A 14,987-nucleotide genomic window follows, 5' to 3' on the forward strand; every position below is an offset into this window, starting at 1 on the left:
GAGGCTTCCTTCGACGCAACGGGCGATTCTTCGGGAGGAACGATGTCAACGAATACAGACACTATGCAGACGACTTTCTCGCTACGGGACGGCGTCAGGCAACAGCAGAGGGTGTCGAAGGCACCCGGTATCGATACCGGCGCAAACCCCGGCCTTCAAGGGTCCGACTCAGCGCGAACGAAAACCATGCCGCCGCGGCGGCCCGAATTCGTCGTCGGCGATATCGCCCTCCCATAACCCGATGACCGGGGCGGAACCCTTGGGCAACTCCCCCAGCAGCTCTCGAGTGTTGTCGCTGTTGACGAGATACCTTGGGCTGTAGTGCTCATTTTCGTCACCGCGCCGCTGGTTTGCGTGCGCCGGATAGGCGCCCATCATCGGCATCATCGCGCCCCACCCCCGTGTCGTCGCCCCCGCGCCGATACCGCCGCCATTGGCCACAGTCGGTCCCGCACCGAATGCCGGCATTCGGTCGGGAGAAAGTGGCTGTCGGCTCGTCGGTGTCGCCGATTCGAACCCGGCACTGCGGGTTGGGTTTTCACGCCAGAGTGGATCGCGCATCCAGTTCTGGCCCGCATAGACGTCGTCCTCACCAAACTCGTCCGCCTCCGATCCGGAGGACGTTCCTACCCCGAAATCTCTGCCCCGGAACGGGTTACCCGGTGTTCCCGCCACCGTGAGAGGCAGCTGCAGCGGCGTACCGCTGTTGGCCGGGGGCACCGCCGACTGCGGGTTCAACTCCGGGCCCCACCGCGCCAGGAATTCCCCGACCCGCTCGGCCTGCTCATCCGCCAGCCGGTCGGACACCGCATCCGCGTCGGAGCCGGATCCGAACCGGAGTCGTTCCCGAGGGCCGATCAGCTCGGCAACCGCATTGCCGGCCTGCACCGCCGGGCCGCTATACATGGTGCGCACCTGAGCCAACGCCTGCTCCCACAGGTCGAGGTTCTCGGCGACCGGCGTCGCCCACCCAAGGTCCACACCCATCCGTCCGGCCGGCGCGCCGGCGGGCGGGGACGCGATCTTCTGTTGCAGTTCACCCGTTGCCCCTGCCAACACCTCCAGGCCAGCGGACAGCGTGAACGCACTCCGGAGCGCAGCACCCGAGTTTTCGACGTACGCCCGCATGGTGCCCAGTGCTGCCTGCGCCCCGGGGCCGCTCCAACTCTCGTCGATCATCGTGGCCACATCCTCCAGAAAGGTTGCGAACAGCGAATCAAGCTCCCCCAGAGTGCTTTTCCATTCGTCGGCGATGCGCTTGATACCCGCGGGCGCCATCCGCGCCTGCATGTCCATGATTGATTCGTGGCTCCACTTGTCGCCATGCCATTCATCGGGCCGCACGGTGCCGCTCATCGCGCCGACGTCCGGGAGCGCTGGGCGGAGCACCTGTCGGTTTCGAGGTAGGCATCACCGATGCGCCGGAAGGTCTCGGCGAACTCAGTGAGCGCCGTTCGGTGCTGTTCGAGGACAGCGGCCAGAGATCCCGTCGGCGCCCGGACCGTGTCATGGACGACCCGGCCCCACCCTCGGCCTTCTTCGCAGTCGCCGAAGATGGCATGGCTGACCGGCGCGAACGTGTCCAGGCGCGCGATCACCCCCGCAAATGAGCTCCGCAGCAGCTCACAGCGGGCGGCCAGCGCCTCACAGGTGCCGTCGGCGAGCCGCAGCGTCGTGAGATCGATGTATGTGTCCTGATCGTTGACGGACATTGCTACTCCTACCTGGTGCAATACGGGTTCGATACCAGGTAGGACCGCCGACATACACGTGCGGTTCCATCGATTTCAGGCTGTGGATAACTTTCGGGACGCGCGATCAGCCATTCTCGGCGCCGACAGTGCCCGAGCTAACTGCCCTTGGAACCCTTGGAGTCCTTAGTGTCCTTGGAGTCACCGGACTCGGGTGCGGGATCTCCCCCACCCTCGGTCTGTCCTGGCGAGAAGTCCTCGGGCAGAAGCGCTTCCAAGGCCGCGCCCTTGATCCGCCGGAACGCCCGCCGTGGACGGCTCTGCTCCAGCACCGCGACCTCCAGGCCACCGAGCACCCGGCCCTCCGCGGAGCCATTAGCCGCGCCGGCCCCGGCCTGCAGTGCCTTCACCGCGAAGCCCACTGCGTCCTTGAGCGTGGCCCGCTCGGCGTAGCTCTCCTTGAGCGAGTTGATCACCGGCTCGGTGTTTCCGCCCATGACAACCCAGTGCGGCTCATCGGCGATCGACCCGTCGTAGGTGATCCGGTACAGCACCGGCCCGGTGTCCCGGCCATGGTGGGCCACCTCGCCGACACACAGCTCCACCTCGTACGGCTTGGCTTGCTCGTTGAAGATGGTGCCGAGCGCCTCGGCGTAGATGTTGGCCAGCTGACGTCCACTCACGTCCCGGCGGTCGTAGGCGTAGCCGCGCATATCGGCCCACTGAATACCACCGCGACGCAATCGGTCGAACTCATTGAACTTGCCGACAGCGGCGAAACCCACCCGGTCGTACACCTCGCTGACCTTCTGCAACGAGTTGGACGGGTTCTCGGCGACGAATAGCACTCCGTCGGCGTAGGTGAGCGCCACTACCGATCGACCGCGGCTGATTCCCTTGCGCGCCAGCTCTGAACGGTCGCGCATGAGCTGCTCGACCGAAGCATAGTACGGAAAGGTCATGACTTACCTCCCGATTCACGCAATTCTGATTCGGCACGTGCAGCTTCTGTCCGCTTCTCGATGACCTCGCGCGCGATGCGCTCGATGTCCGCCTCCGGTACCCGGACCGCCCCCCCGGAATCGATCCGAACGGCCGTCGGGAACACCCGGCGCACCAGATCCGGTCCGCCCGTTGCCGAATCGTCTTCGGCCGCATCGTAGAGCGACTCCACAGCCACCGCCAGGGCACCAAGCGCGTCGCCGCCGCGATTGTATAGCTTCTTGATCGAGGACTTGGCGAACATCGAGCCCGACCCCACCGCCTGGTAGCCGTCGCTCTCCACGTGCCAGCCACCGGCCACATCGAAAGACACGATGCGCCCAGCGGTTTCACCGTCGGGGTCGTCGATGTCGTAGCCCACCAACAGGGGCACCGCCACCAGACCCTGCATGGCCGCCGCGAGATTGCCGCGCACCAGAGCCGAGAGCCTATTGGCCTTACCGTTGAAGGTCAGCGGCACACCTTCGAGCTTTTCGTAATGCTCCAGCTCGACGGCGTACAACCGCGCGAATTCGACGGCGATGGCGGCGGTTCCAGCGATACCGGTCGCGGAGTAGTTGTCGGTGATCTGCACCTTGTCGATATCGCGGTTGGCGATGTAGTTGCCCTGAGTGGCGCGCCGGTCACCGGCGATCAGCACTCCGCCGCGGTACGTGAGCGCCACGATGGTGGTGCCGTGCGGCAGATTCGCGATCACGTCGCTTGACGCCTTTCCGACCGCCGGAAGCAACTCTGGGGCCTGAATCCTCAGGTACTCGGAGAACGACGAAAGGTGCGAGTGTCGGGTGAACTGCTGGGGCGCGATCGAGTCATCGCGCCAGATCACTGGCCACCCTTTTGGACGTACGCCCGCACGAAGTCCTCGGCGTTCTCTTCCAGCACGTCATCGATCTCATCGAGCAGATCGTCGGTGTCCTCCGCCAGCTTTTCGCGGCGCTCCTGCCCGGCCGGTCCTCCCAGGTCGGTGACATCGTCCTCGTCACCGCCACCACCGCGCTTAGTCTGCTCCTGCGCCATCGCTGCCTCCTGACTGCTAGGTCGGTTCTGTTCAGCCTACCGGGCAGTGCCGACGGCGTGACGTTTCGCTGGCGCGGGTCGCCGATCGCGTTACGTGGTGAGCTGATCAACCAGTTCAGCCGCCGAATCGACCGAGTCCAGCAGCGAGCCCACGTGGCTCTTGCTGCCGCGCAGCGGCTCCAGCGTTGGAATCCTGACAAGCGAATCCCCGCCCAGGTCAAAGATCACCGAGTCCCAGCTGGCGGCGGCAATATCGGCACCGAAGCGGCGCAGGCACTCGCCACGGAAATAGGCGCGGGTGTCTGACGGAGGCCGAGTCACCGCGTCGAGCACCTGCTGCTCGGTGACCATCCGCTGCATGGATCCGCGGGCGACCAACCGGTTGTAGAGCCCCTTGTCGAGGCGCACATCGGAGTACTGCAGGTCGACCAGGTGCAGGCGCGGTGCCGACCAGCTCAGGTTCTCGCGCTGCCGGAAACCCTCCAACAGTCGCAGTTTGGCGGGCCAATCCAGCAAGTCGGCGCATTCCATGGGATCGCGTTCCAACAGATCGAGCACCTTGGCCCACACCTGCAGCACATGGTCGGCCTGCGGATCTGGGTCGCGGGACGCGACGAGCTCGGCCACCCGCTCCAGGTAGATACGCTGCAGCGCAAGCGCTGTCAGTTCTCGGCCGTCCGCCAGCGCCACGGTGGCCCGCAGCGACGGATCGCGACTGATCACATGCACCGCGTACACCGGCCGTGCCAGGGCCAGATCCGACAGGTCAGCCCCGGATTCGATCAGGTCCAGCACCAGGGAGGTGGTACCCACCTTGAGGAATGTCGAGGTCTCGGCGAGGTTGGCGTCTCCGATGATGACGTGCAGCCGTCGATATTTGTCGGCGTCGGCATGCGGCTCGTCGCGCGTGTTGATGATGCCCCGCTTGAGGGTGGTTTCCAGGCCGACCTCGACCTCGATGTAGTCGGCACGCTGCGACAACTGGAAGCCGGAGTCGTCACCGGAGGGCCCGATGCCCACGCGACCAGAACCCGTCACAACCTGGCGGGATACGAAGAACGGGGTGAGGCCCGTGATGATCGCCGAGAACGGCGTCTGCCGGTCCATCAGGTAGTTCTCGTGGGTGCCGTAAGAGGCACCCTTGCCGTCAATGTTGTTCTTGTAGAGCTGCAGCCGGGCCGCGCCGGGCACGCTGGCGACGTGTCGCGCGGCGGCCTCCATCACGCGCTCACCGGCCTTGTCCCAGATGACGGCGTCCAACGGATTGGTGCATTCGGGCGCCGAGTACTCCGGGTGCGCGTGATCGACGTACAGGCGAGCGCCGTTGGTGAGGATCATGTTGGCCGCCCCAACCTCGTCGGCGTCGACGATGGGAGCCGGGCCGGTGGTGCGCCCCAGATCGAAGCCACGGGCGTCACGTAGCGGCGACTCCACCTCATAGTCCCAGCGCGTGCGCTTGGCCCGCTGGATCCCCGACGCCGCGGCGTAGGCCAGCACCGCCTGCGTGGAGGTAAGGATCGGGTTGGCGGCGGGGTCCGTGGGTGACGAAATGCCGTATTCAACCTCAGTACCGATGATCCGTTGCATGACGTTCAGCCTAGAGAGGTGGGGCTGAACACCACGCCGGGGACTGTTCAGACTCCTCTGCGTGCCACCGAATCGGCATTAGCGTCGGCCTCATGAGCCACCCCGAGAAGATTCATGTCGATCTCAGTGGAGCACCGCAGACGATGCTGGCGACCTTCTATGCCAAGGCTCTGGATGCCGATCTACCCGAGCCGATCCTCGGCGACCGGCTGGCCCGCGATATCGCCGACCGCATCGACTACGACTGGTCCAAGACGACCATCACCGCGCGCAGGTCCCCCGCCGTGACGACTCGCTCCGCGCACTTCGACAGCTGGGCCCGGGCATTTCTGTCCAGACACGCCGAGGCCGTCGTGCTGCATCTGGGGTGTGGTCTCGATGGTCGCTTCTTCCGTCTCGACCCCGGCCCGGGGATCGAGTGGTACGACGTCGACTATCCCGATGTGGCGTCACTGCGCAGCCAGCTCTATCCCACACACGACAACTACCATGTCGTCTCCGCATCGGTGACCGATCCGGCGTGGCTCGCGCACATCCGGGGTGACCGCCCGGTGCTGGCGATCGGCGAAGGACTGACGATGTATCTGACGGAGGCGGACGGCATCGCACTGTTTCGCCGCATCGTTGACCACTTTCCCTATGGGGAACTGCAATTCGATGCGTTCAACAGGTTCGGCATCAAGACACAGTGGTCGAATGCGGTGGTGCGTCGCTCCGGAGCGACGCTGTATTGGGGCATCGACCGCCCCGAGGACCTCATTCGCGCGATACCCACGCTGCAACTACTCCAATGGGAGTCGCCGTTCGATTCGGAGGCCTTCCGGCAGACCAAGACCGCGTATCGGCTTCTGGCGAAGGCGATGTCGCTGTCCCCGACGCTGCGATATATGGCGCAATACCACCGCTACGCGTTCTGAGAAGTTGGGGTTGGCCGCAGCGGTCCTTGCCGTTTCGGGGCCGGCAATCGGGGGGACGGATCGCCGCGGCCAACCAGTCTATGACGCAGGTCTACTCATCTGGGGCGCTGCGCCGTCGCCAATCTCGTCGATCTCCAGCAGCCGCCGCGCGACGATGGCCATCTCGCGCGGATCACCGACTGTGAGCCGGACACCGCCATCGGGGTATTCCTTCGCGACAACGTCATCCGTTCCCAGAATGGACATCCAGGGCTCACTGTCGCCACGCGCGGGCAGATACACGAAGTTGGCATGGGAGTCCGGGATGTGTGCGCCCATCTGTGCGAGCCGTTCCCGGAGCTGATCACGTTCGTAGACAATGGAATCGACCCGTAGCCGCAATTCATCTTCGGCCGCGTAGGACGCCGCGACCGCCACCGCGGCCGCGCGGTTCATGCCGAACGGAAGCTGGTATCTACGAATGACACCACAGACCGCGGGAGCGGCCAGCCCGTAGCCGATGCGCAGCCCCGCCAACCCGTATGCCTTGGAGAATGTGCGCAGCACAACCAGGTTCGGGTGCGCTGCGATCAACCTCGGAATGTCCAGATGTGCATCGGGATCCACGAATTCGATATAGGCCTCATCGAGAATGACGACACTGGACGGCGGAGCCTCACGGACAAACTCATAGACCTGATCGGCAGGTATCAGCGTTCCGGTCGGGTTATGTGGCCGGCACAGCACCACGGCGGCGGCATCGGCGTCACAGGCCGCTCCCAGTAGCTCATCCAGATCAGTCATCCCATTGTTCGCCAGCGGGATCGGCACCTGGATCAGTCCGGCAATATCGGCAAGTATCGGGTAACCGTCGAATGTCGGATGCGCAAAGACCAAAGAATCGCCCGGCTGGCACAACGCCTGCAATACCTGCAGCGCCACCCCGGTGGCCCCGACACCCACCACCACTTCCTCCGGTGTCATACCGACACGTTCGGCGATCAATCTCGGGAGCACCACGGGTAGAAACTCGGGGTACCGATTCACCTCCGCAATGTCATGCCTGAGCGCATCGCGCACCGATGGCAGTGGGCGATAGGGATTTTCGTTCAGCGCCAATCGGAGCGGACTGATCGTCACAGACCCCTCCCGCCCCACCGCACGGCCGCCGCAGCCGCGTAATCACCGGCATGGGCGAACCCCGCCAGCATCACGGTGTCGCCGACCTTGACCTGCCCATCGGAGATCGCCTGATCGAGCGTGTGCGGAATACCCACCCCGAACAGGTTGCCGCACTCGTCAAAGGTATCGGGGTGCTTCTCCCGGGGCAGCTGCAGGGCATCGCGCCAGTTCCGCAGGAAGATCCGGTTTGGCTGGTTGGTCACCAGGGCGTCGAGATCCGTTGACGGAACCCCGATTCGATCACAGACCGCCAGTGCCACCTCGGGCACCATCCTGTTGCCGCGGGCCAGCACCTTGCTGATCTTGTGCTCGGTGAACGCCACCCGCCCCTGCCCAGGTCCGGCCTCCCAATACTTGCGATGAGGCGTGACCGCGTAGGTCATGTCTCCCGCGAACTCACCGAAATTCCGTGTCTCGATACCCAAAACCGGCGAGCCCCCTTCACGGGTGATCAGCGCCGCGGTGGCGCCGTCCCCCGGTATCGAGGCCTGTGCGGTGGAGCGCACTTGCTCTTGCACAAAGATCTGGCCCGCCGCGTTCTGCATATTCACGATGAGCGCCGAGCGGGCGCTCGACGAGGCCATCATCTGTTGCACAAGCTTGAGCATCAGAACGAACGACACGCAGCCGCCGTTGTGCACGTCCAGAATCCACTCCGGGCGGATTTGCAGCCGGTTCGCCACCTCGCCACCGCAGCCCACAAAGGGCAAGTCGGGCAACTGGGTGTGCGTCAGAAGAATGTCTACCTCGTCCAACACACTGTCCCCGTGCCGGGCCTTGAGACCGGCGACCGCACGCTCGGCCATATCCACCGCGGATTCGTCGGCGGCGACGTGATGCCGATGAGCCGGGCTCCGGAACATGACGTTCTCGGCCAGGTCATCGTCCTTGGCATACTGCGCGAAATAGTCAGCGCTGACCCGGTTCTCGGGAAGATAGCTGGAGATATCGAAAATGCTGACGGTCATTTCATCCACTCCGGAACGATCGGAAGCCCATGGCTGTGGCGGTATTCGGCGATGGCCTTGAGATTCAGCAGCTCCAACAGGTGGCCCGCGCCGAACATGTCCCAGAAGTCCCCTACCCACGGCTTACGTTGTGGAGGAGCGGTTTCCGGATAGGGATTCTCGTCGTAGAACGGGTGGTGGCAGTTGGTCCACAGCACGACGGAGCCCGGCTTGTTGAGCACCACCTGCGCGTCGACCACCCGCATGAGGTAGATCATCCACAGGTGATCGCCCTGATCCCAGGCACAGTGATAATCGACGGTTCCGGATTCGGCGTTCGACTCGGTGCGGGTATAGATCAGCGTGTCGGAGCCCAAGCGGTCATGTGCGACCCACAGCCCGGCCTCATCGGTTTCCTCGAAACCGCGCAGGCTGTAGGTCCACTCCTCCAGGCAACGGGTATCGGAGAGGTATCGATGCAATTCGTCGGGTGGGCAGTCCACGTACTCCTGGACGGTGCAAAACGGGCCGAACACCTGATCATGCGGATACACCGATCGCATCATGTCCATGATGATCGGAGTCGCCTTCTCGCGCGGCGAGGTCTCGATGCGGTGCACCCCGGGCAGCGCGTCCCCGGTGCCCGCATCGGCGGCGATATCGCTAAGCGCGGGCAAGGCTTTCAGGCCAGGCGTGGATGTTTCGGTAATCGTGTCGGTCATGTGTTTTCTCCTTAGCGATTTCAGATGACAGGAACGGAGCAAACGGGGGTATCTCGTCGGTAGAGCAAATGACCTCCACCACGGAAGGACCGCTGTGAGCCATCGCCGCATTCATGGCAGCCTCGAGATCGGCCACCGTATCGGCCGAACGGCACATCAGGCCGGGGAACATTGCCGCCAGCCCGGCCCCGATGCGCGAGGGCGAGAACCGGTTGAAGCTGTACTGCCCTCCGTAATACAGCTGCTCGCGGGTGACACACATGGCGTGCGCGTTGTTATTGACGATGACGAAGGTGACCGGCAGTCGATGTTCGATTGCCGTGTGAATCTCCATGCCGTGCATGAAGAATGCGCCGTCGCCCGCGACCACCACGGTGCGGCCGCCCCGCGCGAACGCACAGCCGATGCCTGCGCCGAAGGCATACCCCATGCCACCCATCCCGAGGGCAACGACGTAACGCCCCTGGCGCCGAGCGCCCAGGTAGTGCACCGCAGCGGCTCCGGTGTTGCCGGCATCGACGAAGATATCCGCCTCCGCAGGAATCACCCGGTCCAGAACGTGCATGCCATCGTGGTACCTGACACCTTCGCCGTCATGTGCGGGCGGTTCGAGATGAGCTGGTGCGTAGATCGTTTCGTTGTCGGGGCAGTCGGCGCGCACCGGTAGGGCCGCGGCGAGCTGGGCCAGTGTGGACACCAGATCCTCGGTCTGCAGGTGCCGCGATGCGATGTGCGGTGTCGCCGAACCGATCGAGAGTACCGGTGTTGTGGAGAAGTCGACGCCCCCACGAGTCATCACGGGCATGGTGGTCCCGACGCACACACACGTCACACCGTGGTGCATTACCCTTTCCACCGCCGGGTGTCCCATTACCCCGATGACACCCAGCAGTCGCGGATCCTCGCCGTCCACAGCATCTTTGGCGTCGGGAGACACCGCGACAAAGGCGTCAAGACGATCGATGAGATCAGCCAGCTCGTCACGAGCATTGTGCCGCGCCACCTCCGGGCCGGCCACCACCAGTATCCGGCCGGGCGTATCGGCCAGATACTCGGCGAAATCGGCAAGCTGGGTCGGCACCGCCCCGGGCCGAGCATGCGGCTCCCGCATCTGCGGCAGCGACCTCAGGCGGGCCTGCTGAACATCTTTAGGTATCAAGAGCACCGCGGGCAGACCGTCCCGGACCGCAGCCAGGGCATGGGCAAGCGCCCCGGCGATTTCTTCCGGGTGCTGCACGCGGGCGCAGTAACCGGAGATGGGACGGAAAACCGCCTCCAAGTCCATGCTTCCGGCACGCCCACTCCCGTCCTGAAACGCGCCGTTACCTTCCAACGGGCGGGGCGGCTGGCCCACGATCGCCAGGACGGGAACTCCGCTCGCATATGATTCGGCAAGCGCGGGAACAAGATTGACGGCACCACCGCCCGACGTGGCGGCCACCACGCTCATCCTCGACGTGGCGCGCGCGTAGCCGTCGGCCATCGTGCCCGCCGAGAACTCGTGTTTGGCGACGACGGCCTCGATACCGGGTGTGTAGTGCACGGCATCGTAGAGATCCTCGATGTTGGCGCCGTCGACTCCGAAGAAGTAATCGACATCGTGGTGACGCAGCTCCAGCGCGAGCCAGTCAACCACTCGTATGTTCCCGTTCCCGGCACATATCGGCGTGGTCATGACTAGTACACGACTGTCACACGTGACCGGTTCAACAATCCACGAGAAAAGGTGATCGAGTTATCTCAATCATGTGATGGCACAATATGAATCGAGTTTCAGGTAGTGCCGATATGGGCACGTCAAAGCATCACGAGCCTGACATGTAGGAACTTCAGCGACGCAGTTCGAGGAACACCAGGGGTGCCGAGTCGCCGTGATTGTCGATCACCTGGACACTCTCGATCTGATCCTGAGCCATCGGAACAGTCGTCGACGTCATCATCGCGGAGCCCGGTTTGGCCGTCCACGAACTGGCGATCATGTTCCCACCCTCGCGGGTACCGATCCGCAGCGCGTACGGCGCCGCGGAGCCGTCGGCATCATCTCCGTACGCCGGATAACTACACCACATTTCGATACGGGTCCCGACACCGTCGCGGGCAATGGCCACTTGCGCACTCAGCGGCGATGGCGTCACCTGACGCATCGGCTGCCAATGCTCACCCGAGGGCAGCGAACCCGCCGCGACATTCATCGGCGCGGGCCGGTGATACCACGGTGGCGGCACCAAGGAAACCGTCAGTGCCACGCCGGCGGCCACCGCGACGGCGCCCACATACGCCAGTCGGCGCACGGCACTCTGCCGTCGCCACCGAGCCTGCAGCTTGGGCCACAGAGCCTGGACCGGGCAGCTGGTAGCCGGCTTCGCGAGCACCGGGGGGTCTTCGAGTTCCATCCTCTCGGCGTAGCCGCGATCGACCTTGGACAGCAGGCCGGGCATAGCGGTGACCTCCGACAGAGCGCGCTGACAGCTGACACAGTCAACCAGGTGCTGCTCGTACTCACGCCGTTCGGTCGACGAGAGCGCGCCCAGCACATAGGCGGCATCCCAATCGGCATAGACATGTTCGATAGTCATCGCGTGACCCCCATTTCCTGCAGCGACAACCTAAGCGCACGCACGCCGTAGTGCAGGCGTGATTTGACGGTACCTTCGGGCACCCCCAGCTCAGCGGATATGTCGGCGACTGAACTCCCGCGGTAGTACGCACGCAGGATGACGGCTCGGTGATCCGTGGACAGTGTGCGGAGCGCCTCGGCGACCAGCCACGCGTCCAGCGTCGCATCCACCTGATCGGGGGACGCGAACTCGGGTGTCTCGGCAGTGGCTATCTCGCTACGAAAACGGGAGCTACGCGCGTTATCGCGGACCAGATTGTGAGCAACCGTGAAAAGCCAGGCGCGCGCCGATCCTTCGGTCTGGTTGACCAGTGTTGGATGCCGCCAGGCGCGTAACAGCACCTCTTGCACGATGTCCTCCGACAGCGCCGAGTCGTGGGTCAGATACATAACATAACGATGCAGCGGGCCTGCGTACTCGTCATAAAAGGCCCGCATAAGACTCGATGAGCCACCGACGCCGATGCCTTTCGGCCCAGCCTGCCCATCCGCCATGGAACACCTCCGACGGTTACACGAACCGACCGCCCGATTGGTTCAAAGTACGCCCGTTTTGCCTCATCGAGCAGCCTTGTCATCATGATCGGGTGCGCAATCTCGAGGATGTTCACGAATGGTTCCTGTCCCGGGGCTTACCCGTTGTGCTGGACCGGCGGGTGCGCTCCCGCGAGCTCCTCGACCGCGCCGCACCCATGATCGGAGTGGCCGGCGCGGGCGTCTCACTCTACGAATTGCTCTCCACCGACAACGACACCCGCTCGATCATGCTGATGGCCCTGCTGATCGTGCTCGCCCTGCTCATGGCGGCGCAGCCGCTTGTGCTGACGGCGCTGCAGCGCCTTGGCACCGTCCGTGCCGATTCGGTGCGCCGCGCCTTGTCCTGGCTCGTCATCACGATCTTCGTGATCGTGCTGCCCCTCGCCGACACCGGCTCGTGGACAGCGGCCGCCGCGATGATGCCCGCGTTCCTACTCGCCGCGCTGGTACTGATCTGGCTGACCTATCTGGGTGCAGGATCCATCGGTCTGTGGGCGCTGCGTTACGCCTCGACGCAGTTCGGCGCACTCGCCACACTCATGTCCCGCGCGCTGCCGCTGCTCATGTTGACCGTGGTGGTGTTCTTCACCGGCGAGCTCTGGCAACTGTCGGCACGTATTACCCGGGAAAGGCTATGGCAGACCATTGGTTTCCTGGCACTGACGGCGTTGGCCTTCATGGCGGTGACGGTGCGTGACGAGCTGGCGAGCCTGCGCGAGAACCGTGCCGGAGACCCGGCGACCGCGGCGCTGCTGGTGGGCACACCACTGGCCGACCTCTCCGACGATGAGTCACCGCGTCTGGCCTTGAGATGGCCGGAACGCGTCAATGTGCTGCTGGTGATGGTGGTTTCACAGGCCATTCAGGTCGCGTTCTTCACCGCCGGAGTGTTCGCCTTCTTCATGCTGCTGGGCATCGTGGCGGTGCCACACGACGTGATGGCCCTGTGGTCCAACGAGGCCGCCTGCGCATCCGGGGCGGCGCCGCCATGCGCGGGCACCTGGTTCGGGATCCGGATCGGAGTGCCGCAGACGTTGATCCATATGGCGTTGTTGGTGGCAGTGCTCTCGGGGTTGTACTTCACGGTCAACAGCAGTGTCGATCCCCAGTACCGCAGCCGCTTCTTCGAACCGCTCATCGCCGATGTGGCGATCAGCCTGGCCGGCCGCGACGCATACCTCGCGGCCACCCGCGCCTAGCGCATTCGCCGGGCCAGGGTGGGCACGCCGTCGCCGTCGAGCTCGCCGATCACCACTGAGCGGCCTGCCGTCGCCAGTACCAGCGCCTCTCCGGGGCCGCGCACCTCCGGCCCGGAGCCCTTGGCCCAGTCCACATCGGTGGCCACGAACCGCAGTCCCTTGGTGTATCGCTTCGGGTGAGCACCGAAGTCCGGATGATCCAAGGCGAAGATCAGCCGGTCCACGGGGATGGCACGCGGTTTACCCAACGGTCTCCTGATGTCCTGCTGGTGCACCATGGCGTCGGTATGAAGAGCCGCGGGCGCCATCTTGCCGAAGGCTCCGGGTCGCACGGCCGACTCGAAATGGCGCAACAGTTCTTGATTCGATAGATGGCCGGTGCGTTCCAGCAGTGCGTCGTTGAGTTTGTCGATCGATGGGTTGCGCAGTGCGGTTCCCAGATACGCACCGAGCGATACCGCGTCGACACTGGCATGTGCCACGACATCGCGGACCCGCCACCCCGCACACAGTGACGGCGCCATCCAGTCATCCTCGGTGAGCGTGTGCAGGAATTCGGCGAGGCTGGCGCGCTCGGCGGAAAGCATTTCTCGGGGTTTCATGTGTCGTCCTTTGGGGCTGACGTCGGGCTGTACTCGCCATGCTAGGAAAACCACGCTGACCAGCACCGCCGCGGCCTGCCAGGCACTGCCAGACAGTGCCAAAGCATCATCATGAGCCCACCGGGCTTTCTATCCTCGCGCTGTGCCCCCACGTCGACTGGACCACACCGCAAGCCTGACCCCGCAATTCAATGCCTGGCAGCGCGCCGCCGAGTCCATGCAATCCGGTGCTCTGCTCGATGATCCGCAGTCCGGCTGGTTCGTGACGCATCCGCTGTTCCGGCTCGGCCTCGCCTCGCCGACGGCGGCGCGGTGGGGCCTGCGACTGCTGGATCGGTGGTGCGCAGCCGGGTGTCCGATGACGAGCTGCGGGCGCCGGCGGCGTCCGGCACCGCCCAAGTCGTTGTTCTTGGTGCGGGATTTGATACCAGCAGTCAACACCTGGGTCGCTGCCCGTCACCGTGTTCGAGGTCGACGCGTCCTCGACGCAGCGAGACAAGAGGCTTCTGGTGGAGCGCCGCGGTGTGCCGCCGCGATGGGCGCCGTGCGATTTCGAGCGGGACGATCTGACCACCAGCCTGTACACCGCGGGATTCGATCCGGCGGTGCCGGCGCTGGTGGTCTGGCTCGGCGTCACCTACTACCTGACGGTGCCCGCACTGGAATCGACACTGGCGCAGCTCAAAGACCTCTGTGCGCCGGGAAGCCGGCTCGTGATGGATTACGGCGATCCGGACATCGTCGGCCATGACAGCCCCCGGCCGATGGTGCGTCGAGTATCGAAGTCCGACACCCGGCGGGGCGAACCTTATCGCACCGGCATGACCGCTGCCCACGCCAACGAACTCCTTGCGCGCCACGGCTTTCAGACGATCACCCACCAACGGGTACCCGGGCTCCTGGACCGCTACGACCCGACGGACGAGCGCCGGCTCGCGCGCGGCGATGGGAACGCGGTGCTGACAGCTCAGCGCGTGTGAACAGTCAC

14 protein-coding genes and 2 pseudogenes are annotated in these 14,987 nt (G+C 64.6%); 3 read left to right on the forward strand and 13 right to left on the reverse strand.

Annotated elements, in window-relative coordinates:
* Positions 1–168 precede the first annotated feature (168 nt).
* The 6 genes and pseudogenes from B4383_RS14535 to dop form a co-directional block, all read right to left on the reverse strand.
* Complete coding sequence (locus tag B4383_RS14535) at positions 169–1,356, reverse strand: hypothetical protein (RefSeq protein WP_078292147.1); 1,188 nt, start codon at positions 1,354–1,356, stop codon at positions 169–171.
* Entirely contained in the window at positions 1,353–1,712 is a 360-nt protein-coding gene (locus B4383_RS14540) for a hypothetical protein (protein WP_078292074.1), read from the reverse strand. The genes B4383_RS14535 and B4383_RS14540 overlap by 4 nt, the downstream gene beginning before the upstream one ends.
* A gap of 137 nt (positions 1,713–1,849) precedes the next feature.
* A complete protein-coding gene (gene prcA, locus B4383_RS14545) occupies positions 1,850–2,653 on the reverse strand; it encodes a proteasome subunit alpha (protein WP_078292072.1) in 804 nt (267 codons plus the stop codon).
* Positions 2,650–3,465: pseudogene (gene prcB, locus B4383_RS14550) on the reverse strand (proteasome subunit beta); the annotation flags it as partial. The gene prcA and the pseudogene prcB, both read right to left, overlap by 4 nt.
* A gap of 50 nt (positions 3,466–3,515) precedes the next feature.
* A complete protein-coding gene (locus tag B4383_RS14555) occupies positions 3,516–3,710 on the reverse strand; it encodes a ubiquitin-like protein Pup (RefSeq protein ID WP_030095612.1) in 195 nt (64 codons plus the stop codon).
* A gap of 90 nt (positions 3,711–3,800) precedes the next feature.
* Positions 3,801–5,297 carry a depupylase/deamidase Dop gene (dop, locus tag B4383_RS14560; RefSeq protein WP_078292068.1) on the reverse strand — a complete coding sequence of 499 codons (1,497 nt, stop codon included), beginning with the start codon at positions 5,295–5,297 and terminating at the stop codon, positions 3,801–3,803.
* Positions 5,298–5,389: 92 nt separating this feature from the next.
* Here dop and B4383_RS14565 point away from each other — a divergent pair, with 92 nt between their 5' ends.
* Positions 5,390–6,214, forward strand: a complete 825-nt coding sequence (locus tag B4383_RS14565) for a class I SAM-dependent methyltransferase (protein ID WP_078292066.1) — start codon at positions 5,390–5,392, stop codon at positions 6,212–6,214.
* 78 nt (positions 6,215–6,292) lie between these two features.
* Here the strand turns inward: B4383_RS14565 and B4383_RS14570 are convergent, their stop codons facing one another.
* From B4383_RS14570 to B4383_RS14595, 6 genes are all read right to left on the reverse strand, one after another.
* Positions 6,293–7,351, reverse strand: coding sequence for an aminotransferase class I/II-fold pyridoxal phosphate-dependent enzyme (locus B4383_RS14570; protein WP_078292064.1), 1,059 nt, complete (start codon positions 7,349–7,351; stop codon positions 6,293–6,295).
* The gene (locus tag B4383_RS14575; protein WP_078292062.1) at positions 7,330–8,343 is read right to left on the reverse strand and encodes a 3-oxoacyl-[acyl-carrier-protein] synthase III C-terminal domain-containing protein; all 1,014 of its coding nucleotides are present in this window, start codon (positions 8,341–8,343) and stop codon (positions 7,330–7,332) included. The genes B4383_RS14570 and B4383_RS14575 overlap by 22 nt, the downstream gene beginning before the upstream one ends.
* Entirely contained in the window at positions 8,340–8,999 is a 660-nt protein-coding gene (locus B4383_RS14580) for an SRPBCC family protein (protein ID WP_176126503.1), read from the reverse strand. The genes B4383_RS14575 and B4383_RS14580 overlap by 4 nt, the downstream gene beginning before the upstream one ends.
* On the reverse strand, positions 8,986–10,686 hold the full coding sequence (locus B4383_RS14585; RefSeq protein ID WP_176126501.1) for a thiamine pyrophosphate-binding protein: 1,701 nt from the start codon (positions 10,684–10,686) through the stop codon (positions 8,986–8,988). The genes B4383_RS14580 and B4383_RS14585 overlap by 14 nt, the downstream gene beginning before the upstream one ends.
* A gap of 187 nt (positions 10,687–10,873) precedes the next feature.
* Positions 10,874–11,620, reverse strand: coding sequence for a zf-HC2 domain-containing protein (locus tag B4383_RS14590; RefSeq protein WP_078292055.1), 747 nt, complete (start codon positions 11,618–11,620; stop codon positions 10,874–10,876).
* Positions 11,617–12,099 carry a sigma-70 family RNA polymerase sigma factor gene (locus B4383_RS14595; RefSeq protein WP_078292053.1) on the reverse strand — a complete coding sequence of 161 codons (483 nt, stop codon included), beginning with the start codon at positions 12,097–12,099 and terminating at the stop codon, positions 11,617–11,619. Before B4383_RS14595 ends, B4383_RS14590 begins: the two co-directional genes overlap by 4 nt.
* Positions 12,100–12,248: 149 nt before the next feature.
* Between B4383_RS14595 and B4383_RS14600 the strand changes: the two genes are divergently transcribed.
* A complete protein-coding gene (locus B4383_RS14600; RefSeq protein WP_078292051.1) occupies positions 12,249–13,397 on the forward strand; it encodes a hypothetical protein in 1,149 nt (382 codons plus the stop codon).
* On the opposite strand, the gene B4383_RS14605 is transcribed toward B4383_RS14600, so the two are convergent.
* Positions 13,394–13,999: a maleylpyruvate isomerase family mycothiol-dependent enzyme gene (locus tag B4383_RS14605; protein ID WP_286143834.1), complete on the reverse strand. Its 606-nt coding sequence runs from the start codon at positions 13,997–13,999 to the stop codon at positions 13,394–13,396. The two genes, B4383_RS14600 and B4383_RS14605, sit on opposite strands and share 4 nt — an antisense overlap.
* 351 nt (positions 14,000–14,350) lie before the next feature.
* On the opposite strand from B4383_RS14605, the pseudogene B4383_RS14615 reads away from it, so the two are divergent.
* Positions 14,351–14,979 (forward strand): annotated as a pseudogene (locus B4383_RS14615) (SAM-dependent methyltransferase).
* Positions 14,980–14,987: the final 8 nt, after the last annotated feature.

It is taken from the genome of Mycobacterium sp. D16R24 (genome assembly GCF_002013385.1).
In the GTDB taxonomy this organism is placed as follows: Bacteria; Actinomycetota; Actinomycetes; order Mycobacteriales; family Mycobacteriaceae; genus Mycobacterium.